This is a genomic window from Photobacterium lutimaris (assembly GCF_003025555.1).
Taxonomy (GTDB): domain Bacteria; phylum Pseudomonadota; class Gammaproteobacteria; order Enterobacterales; family Vibrionaceae; genus Photobacterium; species Photobacterium lutimaris.
Map to the genome: position 1 here is coordinate 145,110 of NZ_PYMH01000005.1, position 21,408 is coordinate 166,517.

The following is a 21,408-nucleotide window of genomic DNA, read 5'->3' on the forward strand; positions in this document are numbered from 1 at the left end:
AAGGAGTGATCATGACTATTCAAACATTGGTAAATAAAAGCTCGGCGGCATGGGAAGGCTGGAACAACCTAGGCTATGAAGTACGAACCCGCATCCTGCGTCACTGGAGCGAACAACTGACCACCGAAAGCCATGCCATGGTGGAGTTTCAGTGTCGTCATGCTAAAGAGCATGTGGCTCCCACCTTGTTGATGCCGGGTCCAACCGGTGAAACCAACGAGCTTTACTGTGCTGGACGTGGCAGCTTTATTATCATTGCTGACAGTGACACATCTATGGTGGCCCTGGTAGGGCAGCTTTCTGCAGCATTAGTAACAGGCAATACCGTGTATGTCTGCCTGCCTGCAGATTACCCGGTGAAAGCAAAAGACTTGGTCGCACAGTTAGAACAAAGCGGCTGTGCTGGCGGTGTGATCACTGCTATCGATAACGATCAGCTTGCTGACTTGGTCAGCCACCCTTCGGTGGCTGGTGTGGCCTATGCCGGCAAGCTGTCAACCACCCAGGCGCTTTCGCGCCAACTTGCTGCCCGAGACGGCTTGCTTGCTCAGCTTATCAGTGAAACTGATACCGACAAGCTTCCGGTGATCGGCAGCCCAACATACTCACTGCGTTTTGTGACCGAGAGGACACGGACTATCAATATTACAGCGGTTGGTGGTAATGCCACCTTGCTGGAATTGGGGAGTGGTGAGGAACACTAACTTTGGGTTGTGCCGCTATATGCAGGAGGACTAGCTTGCAACCTGCCGGCGGCTGACAGCAACCCATCGCTGATTGTCAGCGTTATAACCAAAATGCCCCTGCAACGAACAGGGGCTTTAAGTGAGGGAACTCAAACAATGATAGAGAATAGCTTTGCTATTACAGCAACGTTCGTCGCCTACCTGATCGGTATGCTGGCCATTGGCTACATCGCTTATAAGCGTACGTCTAATTCAGCCGATTATTTCCTCGGTGGACGCACACTCGGACCGTGGCCTGCAGCGTTGTCTGCTGGAGCATCGGATATGAGTGGTTGGTTGCTTCTGGGCCTGCCTGGTTACGCTTATGCGGCAGGTCTCGAGTCCCTGTGGCTGGCTGGCGGCTTGTTGCTAGGGACATGGCTTAACTGGCTGATCTGTGCCAAGCGCCTGCGTACTTACAGTATTACGACCGATAATGCGTTGACCATCCCGGAGTTTCTGGCTCGCCGTTTCAACGATAAATCCAAGCTGCTCCAAACTATTTCAGCATTCTTTATCTTGCTGTTTTTTCTTTTCTATACCAGCTCGGGTTTGGTTGCCGGTGGTAAGTTGTTCGAGACGGTCTTCGGTCTTGATTACACTATCGCGGTGGTTGTCGGTACGGTGTGTGTGGTCTCATACACGTTGTTCGGTGGTTTCCTTGCGGTTTCTTGGACCGACTTGGTGCAGGGCTTGTTGATGTCGGCGGCATTGCTGATTGTGCCTATTGCTGCGATGAACGGTAGCCCGGGTGATCTGGCCATAGCGCTGGAAGCGAAAAACCCTGAGCTGATGACCTTGTTCAATGATGTGAAGGGTGAACCGTTATCGGCCATTGCGATTATCTCGCTGGCGGCTTGGGGCCTGGGGTATTTTGGTCAGCCGCATATTTTGGCGCGATTCAAGGCAACCCGTAGCAACGCTGATATCACAACCGCTCGCCGCATTGCGGTAGGCTGGACTGCTTTGTCGATGGCCGGTGCCGTGTTGGTGGGTTTGGTGGGGATCTTGTTTGTTGATAACCAGCTAGCCGGTAATTTGGATGACGGTGAACGTATCTTCATGCTACTGGTGAACTCTATGTTCCACCCTGTGATTGCCGGTATTTTGCTAGCGGCTATCTTGGCGGCAATCATGAGTACGGCGGACTCCCAGTTGTTGGTATCGTCATCGGCGTTGGCAGAAGACTTCTATAAGCAGGTATTCCGCCCACAAGCAACATCGGAAGAGATTGTCACCGTTGGCCGTATTGCGGTTATCGTCCTGTCGATTATTGCGCTGATGCTGGCTATGAATCCAGATAGCACTGTACTTGGCCTTGTGTCATACGCATGGGCAGGCTTCGGTGCTGCCTTCGGTCCGGCATTGCTGCTGAGTTTGTTCTGGAAAGAGATGAACCGCAACGGTGCGCTGGCCGGTATTATCGTCGGTGCACTGACCGTAGTCATTTGGAAACAGCTGACTGGCGGTATTTTTGATCTTTACGAAATTGTCCCAGGCTTTATCTTTGCGACCATCACCATTGTTGTGGTGAGCAAGATGACTGGTGGTGCATCGAAAGAAGTGGAAGCACAGTTCGACGCTTACCAGAAAAACTTGGTTGAGTTTAAGTAATCGATTTGGCGTAAACCGTCTTAGAGCAAGCGGCTTCTCTTTTGAGAAGCCGTTTTTTTATCGGTAAAGCAAAGCCTATACAGTTGTTTTGACTGATTTTTAATCACTTGAACGAATTTGATAAAAATATATTTGAGTGTTCCGTTTTTGTATAAGCTTTTGACTTTAAAGGGTTATAAGTTGGTTTTGTGAAGTGGGCAACGCAAATTTAACCTATCCGTGTACTAGTTTACTATTACATTGTTGCGGTGGTTCTGATAGCTTGTGCTGGCAAACACGCATTATTGTTCAAACTATCACTAGAAGTACCGGTTAAATGAAGCTGAAAATTTCCTCTGTTGTCATCTCTACCCTTTTACTCGCTGGTCAAGCATCGGCTTTTACTCTTTATGAAGATGACCAAAACAAATTCGATATTGGTGGCGTTTTCGTCCTTGATGCATTCCAACCTGTCTGGGGTGAGGATGACATTTTCTCTGCCACAAGAAGTATCCTGAACATGGGCTTTGAGCGCCAGTTACAAGAAGGCTGGACACTGGATGCCAAGTTCGAGTGGGATCAGTTTTTAAATAACCCAACCTCGGGCAGTAGCAACTTCCGAAACCGCTTGGGCTATGTAACCATCAATAACGATGAGCTGGGTAGCCTGCGTTTTGGTAAGCAATGGTCGGCTTACCATGATGTTGCGCGTTACATGGATAACCTGATCATCATTGACCCGGATGCCACGCCTATCTATTCAGAAGGGACAGATGGCGGTTTTGCGGCTACGGGCCGTGGTGATAACTTGGTCGCCTATCGTTACAGCAACAACGGCGTCAACGTATCGGCGCACTACGGTTTTACCAGTAATGGTGAAACTGGCAGCTTTGAAGATGAAGACAAGCAAGTTCAAAGCGATACCGTTAAGCGTGACTACAACTACGCGCTATCGACCAGCTACGATTTTGACTCGGGTGTGAGCCTGGGTGTGGCTTACCTTGAGAACAAGGTCGAAGTGGCAAAAGCGAGCGATGTTAATGGCCTTGAAGACGGTGACAAGCAGACAGCGTTGACCGTAGGTGGTCAGTATGTGGCTGGTGGCTTGAAAGTAGCAGCGGTTTACACCAAGGGTGAAAACATCCACAAAGCGGGTCTGCAGGGGGGCCCTCGCACTGAATGGGCTGATGCCAACGCCGTCGATGTGTATGCCCACTACGCGCTGGACTCAGGTCTTCGTCCATACGCTTATGTCTCGCATGTTGACTTCGATGGTGAAGGCGATGTGACTGGCGACCGCCAAGTCTATGCTGTCGGCCTGTCTTACGCCTTCACGCCGAAAACGGTATTGTCGTTCGAAGCCAAGCGTAACGAGTTGAATGAATTCCGTGGTGAATCTAGCCGTACCGACAACGGTGGTGGCTTCAACTTCGCGTACGTCTTCTAACCTTGCTTCTAAGTGTAGAGAAGCAGATAAAAGGCTGGCATTATTGCCGGCCTTTTTAGTATTGGTTGACCTCCGCCTCGGTCCAGAGGCCTACTCACACGGTGGCGCGAGGTGGATCATTGCCAAGCCGCCTAGCGAGGTTTCGCGGTATTTCTTGTTCATGTCTTTACCGGTTTGGTACATGGTATCGATGACCTTGTCGAGGGAAATACGCGACTTGCTGTTGCGCTTGAGCGCCATACGCGAGGCGTTTATCGCTTTCATCGCGCCCATCGCATTGCGTTCGATACATGGGATCTGAACCAGTCCACCGATTGGATCGCAGGTCATTCCCAGCGAGTGCTCCATGGCAATTTCTGCCGCCATGCAGATCTGCTCGTTGCTGCCGCCGCGAATCGCCGTTAACCCCGCCGCCGCCATCGAAGACGACACGCCAATTTCTCCCTGACAGCCCACTTCAGCCCCCGAGATAGACGCATTCATTTTGTATAGCATGCCAATGGCCGCAGAGACAGCTAGGAAGTCCTTGAGCTGTTTATCGTTCAGTTCGCGAATAAACTTGTTGTAGTACATCAGCACGGCAGGGATCACCCCCGCAGCCCCATTGGTGGGTGAGGTGACAACTTGGCCGCCTGCTGCGTTTTCTTCGCTGACGGCAAAGGCGAACAGGTTTACCCAATCCAATATCACCATCGGATCGTTTTCGATCTCTTGATTGGACTCGAGCTTTTTCAGCAATGCCGGCGCGCGGCGCACCACATGTAGGCCCCCTTCCAGTATTCCCTCAGTTTCAAAACCACGGGCCATACAGCTTGACATCACCTGCCAGATTTGAGCAGCTTTGGCATCCAATTCCTCTTGGCTGCGGAAAGCCAGCTCATTGCGCAGGAACATCGCCCCGATGCTGATCCCTTCGCGCTCGGTGGTTTTCAGGATATCTTCAGCGGAGTTAAATGCGAACGGTACTGTGACCTCGCTGGTGGCTTTGCCGTTTTGTAGCTCGTCAGCGGTAGCAATGAAACCGCCACCAATCGAATAGTAGGTCTCGATGAAAAGTTGTTTGCCTGATTGGTCGAAGGCGGTAATGGTCATGCCATTTTCATGCAGAGGCAGGTTATCGCTGTGGAACAGCATGTCAGTATCGACATCAAAACTGATCGTCTTCTTGCCTGCAAGTGGCAAGGTTTTGTTGGCGACCCCTTCAGCCATCGCTCGATTGGCTGCTTGAATGTCAATTGCATCAGGTTTGTTGTTCATCAAGCCTAAGATTGACGCGCGGTCGGTGTGGTGCCCTTTACCGGTCAGAGACAAGGAACCGTATAAGTCCACCTGCACCCGAGCCACATCGTCTAATATGGCTGCGATTTTCACGCAGAAATCAAATCCGGCCAGCATTGGCCCATTGGTGTGGGAGCTGGATGGGCCAACACCCACTTTATAGATATCAAAGATCGATAACATAGTACGTCCTTAAAATAACTCTGCCAGCTGGTGGCATAAAGTCGTCTTGCAAGCCGCTAATACTAAAAGCATATACTGGCTATAGGTTTAAGGGGGAGGTTTTTATGTTGTTCGACCGGTTTTTTCAAATATCGCAATGTAGATGTATTTAAAGAGCACCAAAGGTTGTGTTCCTCCAAAAAACAATCGCAGAAATGCTGATGAGTGAAAGCATTTCTGCGCAAAGCAAACAAATTGTTCGCTAAGGTTCTTATTGGCTAGATGGCCTTAGAGTCAAGGCCAATATCTTATTTGTATTCTTTGTGACTTTGCCGGATCAATGGTCAAGGAATAGGTAGTTCTGCCAGCTCTTCATTCTGATCAGCACCTTGCGCATTACCGAGACATGTTCGAAGCTGTCTGAGTAAACCGCAATCTCGACATTGGCGCCCTGCGGCAGGTGGTATTCGCTCAAATCATCGGTGATTTTCAGTTTAACCAATGGGCGGCCTTGGCGAAGCAGTTGATCGCTGCCATAAAGTACGCCCGAGGCTTGAACCTGGCTTTCGCCAATAGCCGGTAATACCTCGATCACTTCACCCTGGAATGTCTTGCCAGGCAGGGCACGAAAGATAAAATCAGCCTTGAACCCAGGGCGTAGCCTGAGCAGTGAATTCTGCCTGAAGGCACCGATAAAGAATTGCTCTTCCTGGTGGATAAAGGTCATTACCGGTTTTAGTGGTAAGGGAACAGCCATCATGCCGGGCCGCAACGTTACCTGGGTAACATAGCCATCGGTGGGAGCGTGGACCACGGTTTCATCGAGGTTGAACTGGGCTTGTATCAACTGGGCACGTACTTTGGCAATCGCTGTGTTTTCCCCCATGATTTGCGATTCGTAGGCGAGTCTGGCGCGTTGTTCTTCCGCCCGAGCTGCGGAGAGTGATGCCTCGGCACTGCGGTAGAATTGGCGGCGGTTATCCACGTCCGATTTGGTAAACGCCCCGCGCTTAAACCCCTTTTCATAGCGCTGGTATTGGGCCAGAGTCCGATCTCGTTCGGCTATCGCCCGCTCGGTACTGGCTTTGGCGGCGTGGTATGCCGCTTCAAGGCCCATGACATTTTGCTTCGCTTCAGCAAGGGTCGCTAACTGCAGCTGGACTTCTGCTTCGTATAGGGTGGGATCGATACGGAAAAGTACATCGCCTTTTTTAACTGGGGTATTGGCCTCAACTGGGACCTCTATCACCTTCCCTCTCACGCCAGACACAATGGGGGTTGTAACATAAAACTGCCCGCCCATGTTGCTGTGCGGGTGGTTATAGTTCATCAGCAATATCAATGTCCCAATCAGGATGATGCCGCCGAGTACCGCAGTCGGTACCGTCCACTTGTTGAGAGGGATTTTGAAGATTTTAAAGATGGCAATACACAGCGCGGTGTAGGTAAGAATGAGTAATAGATCCATTAGTGCTCATCTCCCTGTGGATTGTCTGTCGAATTACCGTAACTGGACTGCTTGACCTGCATGACTTCCAACTCGGCGACTTTTTTGGTCAAGTTTTCGACCTGTTCAGACAATTTCAGCATGTCATGGTGCAATTCGTTCTGCTCGTTTTGGATTTTGGTAAACCCCCAGCCGCGATCTTCACGCCATAAAGTGGCCCAGATCCAAAGGAAAGGCCAAAGCGCATGCAGGGTAAATAGGCTGACCCAACCGGCATAGTGAATGGCATCTTGATGGGGATGGTTACGTTTTTTTGAGATTTCGTAGGGGATATCGTGGATGGCGATGATCCCGTAGAACAGGAAAATCGCGACAAAGCACAATACGCCCAAGGCAAAATAGTCGAGAAACATCCTTGCTCCTTGTCCTTAAAAGGCAATCAATTTGTTCATGGTTACCTATAGTGGTAACCATAAATAAAATTAGCATTGTTTTGCTTTTAATGTTGTTTTTATTAGCTTTATTTTGACGCCAAGCAATATTGGTAGGAGGATAGGGGGGATACTTCTGGGGAATCAACCCTCCAGTTATTGACCTGTTGGTCGATATAAACAGTTAACGAGAGAAAGACCGTTGCTTTTGGGGTAGAGAGCGGTGGTCTCACCGAATGCGATAGCGATATTCGGTATTATAGAAATAAATAAGACGTGCAGAGGGGATATGCCTTATCTAATGGTTGTTACTGGCCTTTCAGCGGGCCTACTGGCGTGGATCCTCTACCGTGTTTTTGCCTCTCGGGGCAAACAGCAGCAGCTTTTGGCTGAAAAGCGGCAGAAAGAAGCCCGCTACCAGCTCGTGCTGGAAAAAGCCAAAATTGCTGAGCGAGAAGATAAGATCTTCAAGGCCCAGACTGGGCATGTTTCGAGCCAGTTATCCTTGGCCAAGGAATATGAACTCACCAATGTCCGGGAAGCGATTAACTGGTACGAAAAGGCGGCCAAGCAAGATAATATCATCGCTCAGAATGCACTGGCACGGTTGTGCCGCTCGGATATTGACGATCCTGATGGCGAAGCAAAGTCGCGATATTGGGAGCTGGTTATCAAGGCTAAGCGTGGTGAGGCGAAAGAGTTATTTGAACTCGGACTGGTATTGATCCGTGGTCAGGGAACGGATATTGATGTCGAATCGGGTTTAGAAAAGGTCTTGGAGGCGGCAGATAAACAGTTGATCGCTGCCATGTTATTCCTTGGTGATTGGTATCTGTCGGAGTTTGCCCATCCACATGAGCCGCGGGAGGCCTTCATATGGCGGTTTCGTGCGGCCAGACTGGAGGATATCGATGGCTTTATGAAAACAGCGTTTTGTTACCAGGCGGGAGTTGGTGTGAGCAAGGACAGTCGCCGCGCGATGTATTGGCTGGAGCGGGCGGCAGAAAGAGGAGACGGTGAGGCACAGTTGCTGGTGGCTAAAATGCATAATCGGTCCAATATGACTGATGCGGCTATCAGTTATATCTGGTACTCGCTGGCCTATGTGAATGGTTATAGTCAAGCGAAGGAAGCGCGAGATGAAGTGGTTCAGCTGCTTGATATTGATACCATACTCGCGGTGCAGAATGTGGCGAACAAAGTCTATAAAATGCTCAAAAAAGGCGATGACATGCCTGCCCACACGGTGATCCATTTGTTGGATAGGCTCTATGGTAGAAAGGGATACCGGCCAACGGATGAGATGCTCGATGTCTTGGCTTTGGGTGAGCTGGCCAGTGAAATGTCATCGTTGCAACCAGCTGAAACAGCGCAATCAGGTGAGCTTGGTCACAATGGCTATACAGCGGAAAGGGTTTCGTCCGAAACGGATGCTGTCGCAACTCAGGCTACCGCTGATACACCGGCTTCGTTTAGCGCTCAGAGTACCCAAAGTCACGCATCAATATCGGGCTATCAGCAACAACCGTGGCAGGCGTCATGGGACAGTCTTCTTTCTGGAAGTGAAACGAAGAAAGATACGTCCTGACGGACGAATGCTTACCGCAAAGGCCCAGCTTCGTTGCTATATCGCAACGAAGCTGGGCCTTTTTACGTTATTGGGCTTGGATATAGTCCAGTAGCTGTGGCATTTCGGTTAGGGTTATCACCCTTGGATCCTTGATTTCAGGCGCATGCGGCGCAGCATAGTGGAAGGTTGGGATCCCTGCATTGAGCCCAGCCTGCACGCCGCGTGCGGTGTCGTCGACAAACACGCAGTCTTGCAGTCGGTAGCCCATGTTCATGGCGGCGAAGTGCAGCAAATCCGGATCTGGCTTCCAGCTGCTGGCTTCAAAGCCGCTAAAGAGCTTGCCTTCAAAATAGTGCAGCATCTTGGTCAGGCTCAGGGTATGTTCCATTTTATGGATGGGGCCGTTGGAGGCGATACACATATCGATCCCCAATTGTGTGAGCTCTTCGAGCAAATTCGGCACACCAGCGATAGGCGTCAGGTGGGCGTTGAATAGTTTACGACACTCTTCCCTATACATAGGTTCAAGCGTATCGATAGACACCGTGACCCCAGTTCGTCGGCGGGTTTCGGCGAGGATATCGACAATCTTACCGCCTTGGAAATGCTCAATACACTCGTCGAGGCTCAGTTGTCCACCAAGCCGGGAAAAGATGTTCACTAAGGCCTGGTTACACAGCCTTTCGCTGTCTACCAAGGTGCCGTCGCAATCAAAGATCACGCAACGGGCGTGATAGGGCTGAACCTTACTCATATTTTCATCCTGTATATCTTGCTGCATTGATTGTTAATCCAGCCCTGAGTATTCGACAATATAGAGATTGATATTTTGCTAGCTGTATCGCTAACTGGTTATAAAAGATTAAGAATAATTTGATTCAGCACGCATTGAACGCCAGTCACGCTTCGGCCTACTTATATTGGGTGATAAAGGCATCAAGGATGGCTGCACCCGATCCGACATCGTTTTGCTCAGCATGCAAGAATGCCCAGATTGCATCTTCGTGCTGGGCGACCAGTTGGTACAGGTCATGATGCTTGGTGGCGCTGGCAGCTTGCTGGCGGTAACGCAGGGCATAAGGTTCAACCCATTCTTCAAGGGTGTCAACTAACGTTTCCCAATCAAGCGCCAGCCACTGTTCGGCATCTTGCAATCCCTTGGTTTTCATCTCAGCAACATGGTCTGGACAGTTAATGCCGATAGCCTTTAATCCTGTTTTCAGCTTGGTAGCAGTGATTTGCTCGACCTTTATTAGACGTTGCCATTTATGGATGTGGCTATCGTCACTATACTTGTTGGCAAAAGTAGTAAAAAAGGCAATGCCGTAAAGTTCACCGAGGTAGGCGGAATAAAGCGGGTTTGTTTGCATGGGCAGGTGCCTGTGTTGATAGTCTTGGTTGAAAACGCCGGGTGAGGCAGTGGTGACAATTATAAGGGGGGGCTATGACTTCATCCATATTTCCTTCATGGCTTGGCGGCTATGAAGTCAGGGAACATGTAAAGAATCCAAACATAACCGTCGGGGAGCATACGTATTACTCCGGCTATTACCATGACAAACATTTCGAGGATCATTGTGTTCGGTATCTGCTGGGCGATCACTCTAGCCGAGCGGTGTGGGAGTCTGGGATTTTCGGTGAAGTCGACCAGCTTATTATCGGCAAGTACTGCTCGATAGCATCTGGGGCTACCTTTATGCTGGCTGGGAATCAGGGTCATCGGCATGATTGGATTTCATCGTTTCCCTTTGATGTCAGTAAATTTGGTGACAAGGTTAAATCGGGCTTCGAACGCGCTGGCGATACGGTGATCGGCAACGATGTTTGGATTGGCAGTGAGTGTGTCATTATGCCTGGGGTTACCATCGGTGACGGGGCGGTGATCGGTGCACGGGCTGTCGTGACGAAAGATGTCGCACCTTATGCTGTGATTGTTGGTAATCCCGGCCAGGAAGTCAAAAAACGTTTTAGCGGTCCGCATGTCGCGATGCTGCTTGAAATGAAATGGTGGGACTGGCCGGTGAAACGATTACAGGAGAACATGGACGTGATGTGCAGCAACGATATCGACGTCCTGTTCGAGCGCTATAAGCACTTTGAGTCGTAGATAAAGTCGACAATAATGAATACAACAACGGTCAGCTTGCTGGCCGTTGTTGTATTTCTATCTGCTGGCGGGTGATCACAGGAAATGCGTTGGGCTGTGGCCTGTCCAATTCTTGAATGCCCGGGAAAAGCTACTGAGGTCGGCAAATCCAAGCCGAAAGGCAATATCGGTTAGGTTGATATTGGGCTGGCTTAACAGTAGCAGTGCTTTTTCCAACTTGTATTGTTCAAGTACTTGGCGATAGCAGCAGCCCAAGGCGGCAAGGCGACGGTTGAGTGTTCGCACACTCATCAGCATCTGCGTTGCGATTTTGTCCCGCGAGAGGGCCTGCAGGTTTACTTCGTTATCTAACAACCGGTAAATATGCAGAATGATATCGTGTTGTGCCAGTTTGCTTACAGCTTGGCGCAAGGGGGGAACGGAGGCGGAATAGACATCGGGATCCCTGCTTTTTAGTTTTAGGGTCTCAGCGCCGACTGGAAAGTTGATTTTGATGATCGGCGAACCTATCTCGATTTTACACTGCATCATTTGCTCGAATTGGTGTTGAAGCTGAGAGTTGAATGGCCAACGGCTGATTTTCAATACCAGGTTGTGCATGCCGCCGGTGGCTTGCTGGATCATCTCGATTAGGGTGGCGATATACATCATAAAGCCAAGATCAGAGACCTTTGACTTGTCGTTGTGGGGATCATGGTTGATCACCCACAGCTCGTTGTTGCCTTGTGGCGTTATGTGGTGTTTTAGCCGGATGGGAGAGCCAATCAAGATGCAGTACTGGCAGGCGTCTTGAATAAAGATGTTGAGATTGTTGGCTGTCCACAATGCCAGCGAAAAGCAACTAAAGGTAAGCGGCGAGACATGTTTGGCTGCAAATACAGGTAATAGCGGCTCTCCACTGTCTTGGCACAGCTGGTTGAATTTGGCACCGAAGGCGCGAAGGTCGGCGGGATGAATGTGAATTCTCTCGCCCCATTCGTCGTCCGGAAAGTAGTCCTCTGGCTTGAGGCCAAATTGAACCGCCGTTTGTTGTAGCATGTCGCACCAGCCTTTGTGGATCGACATCGACGCGCAGGGAATTTGAGGCATGGTGGTTAAGCTGACTGGGTGACGTGGTATATATCGTATTGATTTTATGGCGCGATTGCATTGGCAGAGTGTGGGTTATGTGACCGGTTTGATAACTAATTCATAGCAATTAAGCTGCGATTCAGTAAGGTAATACTCCCGCTAGGGGTCTGTTCAGGCCTAGCAGGAAGGGTGCCTCAGCTGATGCCAGCTACGCTGCAAGGCAAGTTCCAGCGGGGTATGCTTGAGCATGGATTGCTGCCACGGCGAGGGAGGTATAGGTATTTTCCCCCCTTGCTGCCATAAGGAGCGCATGTTGATAAAGCGACGGAACAGCGGCGAGAACAATGAGAACGCTTCCAGTAAAGTCCAGTGCAGCGGAGTGACCGTCACCGGCTTTCCGGTACTGAGTGCCAAGCCACGGGCTATATCTTTGATACTGGCCTGATGGCCTGGGTAGTAATCAATAGCCAGCGGACAGGTGAACGTGGGCTCGGTCGTGATTTGCAGAGCAATGTTCTCTGCTAAATCTGGGAGATATGTCCAGTAATGATTGACCCCATAGGCACTGGGGGACTGCAGAATGAGTTTATGGTTGGTTTCTTTGACCAAAATCCCGAGATAGCTCTGATCGAGGGAGAAGTTCAGGTTATGCCCGAAACAAAGAACTTTAATATTCGCTCCTGCGGCCGCGGCCTTTTCTAACTGGGTACGTATTTTTTTTGGTAAGGCGTAATCAACCGGTTTCTTTTTTTTCCAGAAAATTAAGCGGTCTAGCCAAGGCTGGCGGGTATCGTACGCATTGGTGGTGATAACCAAGTTACGCTGACATCGGATCACCCGCTTCAAGATCTCATCGAGAGAAAAAATCACCCGCCTGTCTAAAATAGGATCAGGCAGGTGCAGGAAAACAGTGTCGGTGTCGGCCACCAGGTCATCGAGCAACTCTCCATCTTGCTTGGTGAGTTCGGCCAGTGTCAGGTTCGCTGACAGAGAGAAAGGTTGACTGGGATCGGCTATCGTCGCAGTGATCTGCCAATTATATTGCGCAAGCGATTGGCAAAGTAGTGCCCCCATTTCATGTTCAGCACCTAATACTAAGGCTCTCTTCATGTTTCACTCCAACCGTGCGATTCATTTCAAACTCATATTCCCTAGTAAAGAGCTTTTTGACGGTATAGTGAATAGATAAAAACACATAGTGGGTATTTGAGAATGCATAACATGGAATGGGACAGCATTCGTATTTTTCTTGCCGTTGCCGAAGAAGGGAGTATGTCGGCGGCTGGCCAGAAGTTGGGAATGTCACAGCCGACAATCAGTCGGCATATTTCAGCCCTCGAAGAGAAGGTGGGCTTCAACCTCTTTGATCGCTCAACGCAGGGGTTGGGCATGACACTGGAGGGCAATGAGCTATTAAGTGCGGCAAAAGAGACGGCCAGGGGGGTGGATGGTTTTATCACCAAAGCGTCTGCCCGCAGTAGTAAACATGTGGGTCATGTACGGTTGGCAGCCAGCGACACGATATCTTTCTATTTTATGCCAACACTGCTTAATGAATTCCAACGACAGTTTCCCGAGATCGAAATTGAATACTTGGTAGCCAACAAGGAGGTCAATCTTAACAAGCGTGAAGCTGATGTGCTGATATCGAAAGTCAAACCAGAGCAATCGGATTTGGTGGTTAGCTTGCTGCACAGTGAGGAGATAGGTTTTTACGCTCATCGGGATTACCTGAAGCAGGTTGGCAAACCTGCCACGGTGCGTGAAATGTACACCAGCAATTATCAGATCATTGGTTATGATCAGCAGGAAGTCTACATTGAGACGGCTAGTCAGTTTGGAGAGCCGCTTAATAAGTCACATTTCAACTTTCGAACCGACAGTTTCAAGATGCAGCTAGAGTTGGCGAGAGCGAAGGCGGGTATTGCCGTTGTCTTTCACTCGATCGCCAAACGCTACCCGGAATTAGAGCCTATCCCCTTGTCTGATCTTACTTTACCTGATGTGAACTGGTGGCTGGTGTGTCACCATGACGTCCATATCAATCCAAGAATCCGGCATTTGGTCGCTTATATCAGTGAATGGTTCCGAGAGGACCATGATAAAATCCGCTTAATCAGCTAGTTACGATATATTTTATATCATTAGATTTACGGCGAACGCTTTTTGGCTTCGCCCTTTTCTTTTTTATCCTTTTGGGCTCTTCTTTTTTCTATAATTTGTTTAGTTGCATAAACAAAAATTTACGTGTTTTGGTTGGCTCTGGTTATAAAATAGGCGCACGAAAACGTTTTCGGTGCTTTAAACTTGATCTGAACCAGTGAAATTTCAATTTTATTCAAAATTATCGAAACAAAAGTTGAGTTATTCAAAAAAAATTGAATAATGTAATCAAAAGCTATAAATTAGAAGAAAATGCTGCTCCACACTTTTTCTTCTAGATAGGTCAACAGACCGGATAGACGTGTAACGGAACATATTGTTCTAGAGCCCAATTTAATCTGATGAGATAACCCATGAGCAACTCTCTAGTACTTGTAATCAACTCTGGCAGTTCTTCACTTAAGTTTGCCCTTATCGACACTGTCAGCGGCGAAGCGACCCTGAGCGGTCTTGGCGAATGCTTTGGCATGCCTGAAGCCGTAGTGAGCTGGAAAATCAATGGTGAAAAGCATGAGCACGCGCTTGATGCTGAAGGTAACCATCACCAGCAGGCCGTTGATCGCATCGTTGCCCTGCTTGAAGAGCAAGGCATGAAGCAAGATATCGTTGCAGTCGGTCACCGTGTAGTTCACGGCGGTGAGAAATTCACGAAGACTGTTAAGATTGACGATGCAGTACTGGAAGAGATCGACAACTTGAGCGATCTAGCCCCACTTCACAACCCAGCTCACGTTATCGGTATGCGCGCTGCGATGAAGGCGTTCCCAAGCCTGTCTCAGTACGCCGTATTTGACACCGCTTTCCACCAGACGATGCCAGCTAAAGCATACACTGGTGCTATCTCTCAGAAGCTATACAACGACTACGGTATCCGTCGTTACGGTTTCCACGGCACTAGTCACTACTACGTTAGCCGCGAAGCCGCGAAGGTGATTAACAAGCCAATTGAAGAGAGCAACTTCATCTCTGTTCACCTTGGCAACGGTGCATCGGTATGTGCAATTAAGAACGGTAAGAGTGTTGATACCAGCATGGGCTTTACACCACTTGCTGGCCTAATGATGGGTACTCGTTGTGGTGACCTTGACCCAAGTATCATTGAGTTCCTACTGAAGAAAGGCTGGTCTCAGCAAGAAGTGTTCGACGAGCTGAACAAGAAGTCGGGTCTTCTCGGTGTATCTGGCCTAACAAGCGATTGTCGCGGTATCATCGAAGCGATGGAAAATGGCCACGAAGGTGCAACGCTAGCATTTGAGTTGTTCTGCTACCGCGTTGCTAAGTACATCGGTTCTTACATGGTTGCGCTAGACGAGCTAGACGCTATCATCTTCACTGCAGGTATCGGTGAGAACTCTCAGCCAATCCGTAGCAAGATCCTAGAGAACCTGAAGATCTTCGGCTACCGTGAAGACGAAGAAGGCAATGCTGCAGCGCGCTTTGGTAACGCTGGTATCATCACCAAACCAAACACGCCAGTGGCGATGGTTATCCCAACCAACGAAGAATGGGTAATCGCCAAAGAATCAATGGAACTGCTTCACGCTTAATTGCGAACTAAGCAGTAACATTAAAAAAAACCGCTAGCAGTGATGCTAGCGGTTTTTTTATGGGCTGTTATATCTTGGTGGGATCCGATTGGTTCACGCGATTTACACTGTGAATTGGTTGGTCGTTGCTAGCTCCTTGAACCATGTTGAGTGGCGTTTCGGGATACGGTTGCCGGTTTCTAAATCCAAACGGTAGAAGCCGTAGCGGCGCTTGAAGGAGTTGAGCCAAGACCAGTTGTCAATGAACGTCCACTGGTGGATACCGAAACAGTTGGCACCGTCTTCTATCGCGCGGTGGAGTTGAATGAAGTGCTCTGTCATCAGCTCGGTACGGAAACTATCATCAATCATGCCATCGTGTTGGACTGGACCTTCTGACTCCAGATCCATCGCGATACCGATCTCGGCCAGGTACCATTTGATGTTGCCGTAGTTGTCCTGGATATTCTTGGCGATATCGTAGACAGCGGTTGGCAGGATTTCGTTGTTGTCACGGAACGGGTTGAAGCGGCCTTGTGGGTTAATGTAATTCTCAAAGTACTTCTCAGGCGTGAAATAGTCGAGCGTGTACTCGGCTTCACGGGCTTTAACGCGGCGTGGTACGTAGTAGTTGACGCCAAGGAAGTCGACCTCAGCAGATTTGATTTCATCAATTTCTGCGGTACTGAATGCAGGCATGATGTCGTTGTCACGCAGGATCTGGCACAACTCCTCTGGGATGGTGTTCTTCACCATAGGGTCGAGGAAACTGCGGTTGAACAGCAGATCGGCATACCATGCAGCTTCTTGGTCGGCGTCGCTGCCATTGCGGGTGTAGGACGGTGTCAGATTTAATACCACGCCAATTTCACCATCCAATTTCATGTCATGATAGGCCAGTACCGCTTTGGCATGGGCAACCATGGTGTTAAAAGCCACCTGCACCGCTAATTTGCCGTCTTTCTTGCACGGGTAATGGAAGTCATACAGGTAACCGCCCTCAACTGGCACAATCGGCTCGTTGAAGGTGATCCAGTGTTTGACCTTATGGCCGAAGTGTTTGAATGCCGTGCGGGCAAACTTCTCGAACAACTTGATAACGTGCTTGGACTCAAAACCGCCGTACTGATCTTGCAGCTCGGCCGGCATATCGAAATGGTAAAGGTTGATCATCGGTGTGATGCCGTTGGCAATCATCTCGTCGATATAGGCAAGGTAGAAAGTGACCGCATCCGGGCAGGCTTCACCGGTTTCGAAGTCTTTGATCAGGCGTGACCATTGGATCGAGGTACGGAAAGAGTTCATCCCGATCTTTTTCATCAGTGCGACGTCTTCTTGGAAGCGCTCGTAGGTTTGGGACACTTTCGCTGGACCAATTTCTTTGAAAAAGCGCTCAGGGTTGTTCTCGTGCCAGGTATCCCAGATTGATGGATGGGCTTTATTGGTAGTGCCTTCTGTTTGAATCCCCGATGCTGCTGCGCCCCACAGGAAACCTTCTGGAAAAGTGTAAGTTGTCATAGTTGCCTCAGTCATTGTGCGATAGGTGGTGCCGGAAAATGTTTTTGTTTGGTATGGGTTATGCCTGCCGTTGCAAGAAATGGAATAGGGCACCGATCAGGTTGGCATCATTGCCGGCCTGGCAAGTCGCGAGCTTGGGTTTGATACTGGCAATCGGTATCACCTGTATGAGTTCATCAAGATGGCGATTAAGGTGTTCTAGTAGATCCGGTCTTTCGCTGACCGCACCACCAAGGATGATGGTTTCAGGATCAATGCAGTACTGGATATTGAACAAGCCTGTTGCCAGCGTGCGGAACCATTGCTCGACCACAGCTTCAAGACGAACATCGCCATTGTCAGCGGCATCAAACACCATCTTGCCGTTCAGGCTCTCTTCCTCCACGTCGATTTTTTCTGCAGCCATTTCAACCAAGGCACGGGTTGAGGCCATGTCACTGAAGGTCACCGGTCGCCCGTTTTTCTCTCCGGTGATCATATAGCCGAATTCGCCGCCATAGAGCTGGTGGCCGTGCTGGATTTGACGATTGTTGACGATTGCCCCACCGATCCCGCTACCAATCACCATCAGACAGCAGTTTGTGATGTGCTGGGCTGAGCCTTGCCATAATTCGGCAAGGGCGGCACAGCAGGCATCGTTTTCTAGCTCTGCCGGCAATTGGTAGCGTTCGTAAATGATGGACTTGAAATTGGGGCCATGGATGTAAGGCAGGGCACTGGCACCATGGATCACACCGCTGTTGCAGTCCACTGCGCCACAGGCGCTGATGGCAATGCCACTGAGGGTATATTGCTGGCGCAGGGGTAAAACTACTCTGTCTAACGCAAGCCAGAAGTCATCGAGAGAGGCTTTGGGGCTGGTGAACTTGCCCTTGCGGAGCAAGGTCGCGGCGCTATCCATCACGGCATATTTGACAGCGCTGCCGCCGATATCCAGTACAAGAAAATGTTGGGTCGTCATTGTGTCCTGCCTGTTAGTTGTTCTGGTGGTGGGGAAATCTACTGGCATAAACTGAGAAAATATAGATTAAAACGGAAACCGGTTTCCGTAAAATGAGAGTGGTCACAAAATACGGACCGGGTATCGTTGATTCTGTGATGTGGATCGAAACAAAAAAACCGCCTAGATCAGGCGGCTTTGTAAAGGGAGGGCAGTTTTGAGGGGCTAGTGTGTTTTTAGCGCTGTCGGAGGGCTTCTTGCTCGATAAGCTGCTTTTCATAGACCTTGAAGAATGGGCGGTAAATCATCCATGAGTTGAATATTGCAAACAGGCACATGAACATGTTTTTCCAACTGCCGTTCGCTGCCCATGCCGCTCCGAGCGGTGCCGGCATCGACCACGGTAGCAGTGCCACCATCCTGTCGAGAATCCCGATGTCAGTGAGGTACCAGGCTAGGCAGGCATTGATCAGAGGTACGCCGACAAAGGGGATCAAGAACAGCGGGTTCATGATGATCGGAAAGCCGAACAAGATCGGTTCATTGATGTTGAAGAGTGATGGGATGAGGCCGATTTTACCGACTGACTTCAATTGCTTAGATTGGCTTTTAATGGCCATGAATATGAGTGGCAGTGTTGAGCCGATACCGCCTATCAAGAGGTAGTAATCCCAGAAACCCTGCATATAGATATGGGGCAGTTGTTCGGCACCGTTGGCTAGGGCCTGCTGGTTTTCAACCAAGTATGTCATCCAGAACGGATTCATGATTCCGGTGATGATCAGTGCGCCATGGATACCGATAAACCACAGTAAATGGCAGATAACAAGTGAGATCAATACTGCCGTTAAGGTATCTGAAGCAACGATTAACGGCTGGAAGGCGGCTGCGATCAGTTCTGGCAAAATCAACCCGGTGTGTACCTGCAGATAGGCATTGATAATGCTAATGGAGATAAGAATAAACATCAGCGGCACAATCAACCGAAAACCATTGCGGGTCATGATCGGTACTTCATCCGGCAGAGTGATACACCAGCCTTTTTTGTAAAATAAACGAATAACTTCAATTGAGTAAGTGCTTGATATCAATGCGGTGAAGATCCCCATCCCCCCAAGGTAGACGTTGGACATTGTGTTGCCGCTAAAACCAATAAACAGCAAGAAAGCCAAACAGCCGGTGAGGCCGGATAAGCGTTCAGGGATTTGGTATTGCTTGGCAAGGCTGGCGCTTGAGCCGAAGGCGACAATCAGCGCAATCAAGCCAATTGTCAGCTCGAACGTTGGTGTCAGCAGGGGCCTTAGGGTGAGATATAACTGCCCGACGCTGCTGGTGTAGTCGATGGAAAATGGTGGAAAGATAAAGGGTACCAGCAAGCTACCGACGATCACAAACGGCATGGCCAATGAAAAGCCATCTCTTAAGGCGGTGATGTGATTACTGCGTGTCAGCCAGTTTGCCAGGGGTGATATACGTTGTTCGATCACACTGGCCGCGACATTCATCACTTGGATGTTCATAAGTTTCGCTAATCCTTTGGAAACAGTTTCCGGTCTTAACCTTGAGCGGATCACATTTTGCCAGAACATCTCGGCTTTTCTGGTGATCATTCTCACAATTAGAAACGGATCGCTTGGCAACCGGTTTCCAACGTTTTCCGTAGATCGTATATTCCAGAGCGAAATCATTTGATAAAGGACTTTAAAATGAAAAAAATCATGTTGTGTTGCTCAGCGGGTATGTCGACCAGTTTATTGGTGAAAAAAATGGTCGCCGAAGCGGATAAGCGTGGCTTGGCGGCGGAGATTAAGGCGTACGGTGCTGCGGAATTTGATCAGCAGGTCGGTAAATACGAAGTGGTATTACTTGGTCCGCAGGTGAAATACATGCAACAGGATTTGCAAAAGAAAGCTGACGCCCATGGCATTAAGGTTGAGCCGATCAACATGATGGATTACGGGATGCAGAAAGGCGACAAGGTGTTGGATTTTGCCCTGTCGCTTATTGGCGGTTAATGACCACAAAAGACAAGAATAAAGGAATCGTTATGAGTGCCCTATACAACCGATTGATCGGAGTGATTGAGCAGAAAATCACTCCAATGGCCGGTGCCATCGGCCAGCAAAAATACGTCACGTCTATCCGTGATGGCTTTATCGCCGCATTACCTTTCATGATTGTTGGTTCATTCATGCTGGTGTTTATTTTCCCTCCGTTTTCGCAAGAGACAACGTGGGGCTTTGCCCGCGCATGGCTGGACTTTTCTGAACGACATTTTGAAACCTTGATGCTGCCGTTTAATTTCAGCATGGGGATAATGACCCTGTTTATCTCGGTCGGGGTGGCGGCCAGTTTGGCACGCCACCATGATCTTGACCCTCTTACAACGGGTATGTTGTCGTTGATGGCGTTCATGCTGGTGGCTGCACCGCTAGAAAATGGCTTGATCTCAACCGCATATTTCTCAGGGCAAGGTATTTTCACAGCATTGATCGTCGCGATTTATGCCACTGAAGTGTATGCCTTCCTGAAACGCAATAACATCACTATCCGTCTCCCGCCTCAGGTACCGACCGGTGTCGCCCGCTCGTTTGAAATCCTGATCCCGGTGTTGGTGCTGATTTTGACGCTGCACCCACTCAACCTGTTTATTGAGTCGCAAACCGGCATGATCATCCCCCAGGCGATCATGGCATTGGTCGAACCTCTGGTTGCAGCATCCGATACATTACCGGCATTACTGCTATCTGTACTGGTGTGTCAGATCCTATGGTTTGCCGGTATCCACGGCGCGCTTATCGTGACCGGTATCATGAACCCATTCTGGATGGCGAACCTATCGGTTAACCAAGCGGCTATGGCGGCAGGTGAAGCGATCCCTCACATTTACGTGCAGGGTTTCTGGGATCACTACCTACTGATCGGTGGTGTGGGATCAACCTTGCCACTGGCCTTCCTGCTGCTGCGTAGCAAAGCTGTTCACCTTCGCACTATCGGTAAGATGGGTGTGGTTCCAGGGATGTTCAATATCAACGAGCCAATCCTGTTTGGCGCACCAATCATCATGAACCCATTGTTCTTCCTACCATTTGTGTTGGTCCCGATGGTTAACGCCACGCTGGCATATATCGCTCTGGACCTTAATTTGGTTGCCCGCGTGGTATCGCTAACGCCATGGACAACACCTGGCCCTATCGGTGCTTCATGGGCGGCGAACTGGTCATTCAGCCCAGTCATTCTATGCCTGCTTTGTATGGCATCCGCGGCCTTGATGTACATGCCTTTCTTGAAGGCGTACGAAAAGCAACTGCTTGAGCAAGAAGCGGCGAATAGAGCGGAAGAAGAAGCACCCAAAGGCCAACCAGTTACCGCTTAAACACAAGCAAAAATTATGTATATCAAGCCATAACAACCCCTGCTGCCTAGCAGC

The 21,408-nt window shown here is 49.5% G+C and carries 19 protein-coding genes; 9 read left to right on the plus strand and 10 right to left on the minus strand.

The annotated features are described in order from the left end of the window. Positions 1–11 precede the first annotated feature (11 nt). From C9I99_RS12595 to C9I99_RS12605, 3 genes are all read left to right on the plus strand, one after another. A complete protein-coding gene (locus C9I99_RS12595) occupies positions 12–704 on the plus strand; it encodes an aldehyde dehydrogenase family protein (RefSeq protein WP_243734626.1) in 693 nt (230 codons plus the stop codon). Positions 705–842: 138 nt separating this feature from the next. Beyond that, positions 843–2,339: a sodium/proline symporter PutP gene (putP, locus tag C9I99_RS12600; protein WP_107349236.1), complete on the plus strand. Its 1,497-nt coding sequence runs from the start codon at positions 843–845 to the stop codon at positions 2,337–2,339. Positions 2,340–2,655: 316 nt separating this feature from the next. Continuing rightward, a complete protein-coding gene (locus C9I99_RS12605; protein ID WP_107349237.1) occupies positions 2,656–3,765 on the plus strand; it encodes a porin in 1,110 nt (369 codons plus the stop codon). A gap of 90 nt (positions 3,766–3,855) precedes the next feature. Here the strand turns inward: C9I99_RS12605 and C9I99_RS12610 are convergent, their stop codons facing one another. The 3 genes from C9I99_RS12610 to C9I99_RS12620 form a co-directional block, all read right to left on the minus strand. Then, the gene (locus C9I99_RS12610; RefSeq protein WP_107349238.1) at positions 3,856–5,226 is read right to left on the minus strand and encodes an L-serine ammonia-lyase; all 1,371 of its coding nucleotides are present in this window, start codon (positions 5,224–5,226) and stop codon (positions 3,856–3,858) included. A gap of 316 nt (positions 5,227–5,542) precedes the next feature. Beyond that, on the minus strand, positions 5,543–6,673 hold the full coding sequence (locus C9I99_RS12615) for an HlyD family secretion protein (protein WP_107349239.1): 1,131 nt from the start codon (positions 6,671–6,673) through the stop codon (positions 5,543–5,545). Next, positions 6,673–7,065, minus strand: coding sequence for a DUF3302 domain-containing protein (locus tag C9I99_RS12620; protein ID WP_107349240.1), 393 nt, complete (start codon positions 7,063–7,065; stop codon positions 6,673–6,675). The genes C9I99_RS12615 and C9I99_RS12620 overlap by 1 nt, the downstream gene beginning before the upstream one ends. A 307-nt stretch (positions 7,066–7,372) precedes the next feature. Between C9I99_RS12620 and C9I99_RS12625 the strand changes: the two genes are divergently transcribed. Next, a complete protein-coding gene (locus C9I99_RS12625; protein ID WP_107349241.1) occupies positions 7,373–8,671 on the plus strand; it encodes a tetratricopeptide repeat protein in 1,299 nt (432 codons plus the stop codon). Between the two features lie 67 nt (positions 8,672–8,738). Here C9I99_RS12625 and yieH read toward each other — a convergent pair whose 3' ends face one another. After that, a complete protein-coding gene (gene yieH, locus C9I99_RS12630; protein WP_107349372.1) occupies positions 8,739–9,407 on the minus strand; it encodes a 6-phosphogluconate phosphatase in 669 nt (222 codons plus the stop codon). Positions 9,408–9,564: 157 nt separating this feature from the next. Beyond that, entirely contained in the window at positions 9,565–10,023 is a 459-nt protein-coding gene (locus C9I99_RS12635; RefSeq protein WP_107349242.1) for a hypothetical protein, read from the minus strand. Positions 10,024–10,097: 74 nt separating this feature from the next. Here C9I99_RS12635 and C9I99_RS12640 point away from each other — a divergent pair, with 74 nt between their 5' ends. Next, positions 10,098–10,760 carry a CatB-related O-acetyltransferase gene (locus C9I99_RS12640; RefSeq protein ID WP_107349243.1) on the plus strand — a complete coding sequence of 221 codons (663 nt, stop codon included), beginning with the start codon at positions 10,098–10,100 and terminating at the stop codon, positions 10,758–10,760. Positions 10,761–10,835: 75 nt separating this feature from the next. Here C9I99_RS12640 and C9I99_RS12645 read toward each other — a convergent pair whose 3' ends face one another. Both C9I99_RS12645 and C9I99_RS12650 read right to left on the minus strand, forming a co-directional pair. Next, entirely contained in the window at positions 10,836–11,798 is a 963-nt protein-coding gene (locus tag C9I99_RS12645) for a helix-turn-helix transcriptional regulator (RefSeq protein WP_166645465.1), read from the minus strand. A 210-nt stretch (positions 11,799–12,008) separates the two neighbouring features. Beyond that, positions 12,009–12,941, minus strand: a complete 933-nt coding sequence (locus C9I99_RS12650; protein WP_107349245.1) for a Rossmann-fold NAD(P)-binding domain-containing protein — start codon at positions 12,939–12,941, stop codon at positions 12,009–12,011. 102 nt (positions 12,942–13,043) lie between these two features. Between C9I99_RS12650 and C9I99_RS12655 the strand changes: the two genes are divergently transcribed. Together C9I99_RS12655 and C9I99_RS12660 are read left to right on the plus strand one after the other, a co-directional pair. Next, positions 13,044–13,955 carry a LysR family transcriptional regulator gene (locus C9I99_RS12655; RefSeq protein ID WP_107349246.1) on the plus strand — a complete coding sequence of 304 codons (912 nt, stop codon included), beginning with the start codon at positions 13,044–13,046 and terminating at the stop codon, positions 13,953–13,955. Positions 13,956–14,347: 392 nt separating this feature from the next. Beyond that, positions 14,348–15,541, plus strand: a complete 1,194-nt coding sequence (locus tag C9I99_RS12660) for an acetate/propionate family kinase (protein WP_107349247.1) — start codon at positions 14,348–14,350, stop codon at positions 15,539–15,541. A 102-nt stretch (positions 15,542–15,643) separates the two neighbouring features. Here the strand turns inward: C9I99_RS12660 and C9I99_RS12665 are convergent, their stop codons facing one another. The 3 genes from C9I99_RS12665 to C9I99_RS12675 all read right to left on the minus strand — a co-directional run bounded on the left by C9I99_RS12665 (position 15,644) and on the right by C9I99_RS12675 (position 19,498). Continuing rightward, positions 15,644–17,038 carry a glycoside hydrolase family 1 protein gene (locus C9I99_RS12665; RefSeq protein WP_107349248.1) on the minus strand — a complete coding sequence of 465 codons (1,395 nt, stop codon included), beginning with the start codon at positions 17,036–17,038 and terminating at the stop codon, positions 15,644–15,646. 58 nt (positions 17,039–17,096) lie between these two features. After that, a complete protein-coding gene (locus tag C9I99_RS12670; protein WP_107349249.1) occupies positions 17,097–17,999 on the minus strand; it encodes an ROK family protein in 903 nt (300 codons plus the stop codon). Positions 18,000–18,214: 215 nt separating this feature from the next. Then, positions 18,215–19,498 carry a PTS sugar transporter subunit IIC gene (locus C9I99_RS12675; RefSeq protein WP_107349250.1) on the minus strand — a complete coding sequence of 428 codons (1,284 nt, stop codon included), beginning with the start codon at positions 19,496–19,498 and terminating at the stop codon, positions 18,215–18,217. A 186-nt stretch (positions 19,499–19,684) separates the two neighbouring features. Between C9I99_RS12675 and C9I99_RS12680 the strand changes: the two genes are divergently transcribed. Both C9I99_RS12680 and C9I99_RS12685 read left to right on the plus strand, forming a co-directional pair. Beyond that, complete coding sequence (locus tag C9I99_RS12680) at positions 19,685–19,993, plus strand: PTS sugar transporter subunit IIB (protein WP_107349251.1); 309 nt, start codon at positions 19,685–19,687, stop codon at positions 19,991–19,993. A 32-nt stretch (positions 19,994–20,025) separates the two neighbouring features. Then, on the plus strand, positions 20,026–21,354 hold the full coding sequence (locus C9I99_RS12685) for a PTS sugar transporter subunit IIC (RefSeq protein ID WP_107349373.1): 1,329 nt from the start codon (positions 20,026–20,028) through the stop codon (positions 21,352–21,354). The last annotated feature ends 54 nt before the right edge of the window (positions 21,355–21,408 follow it).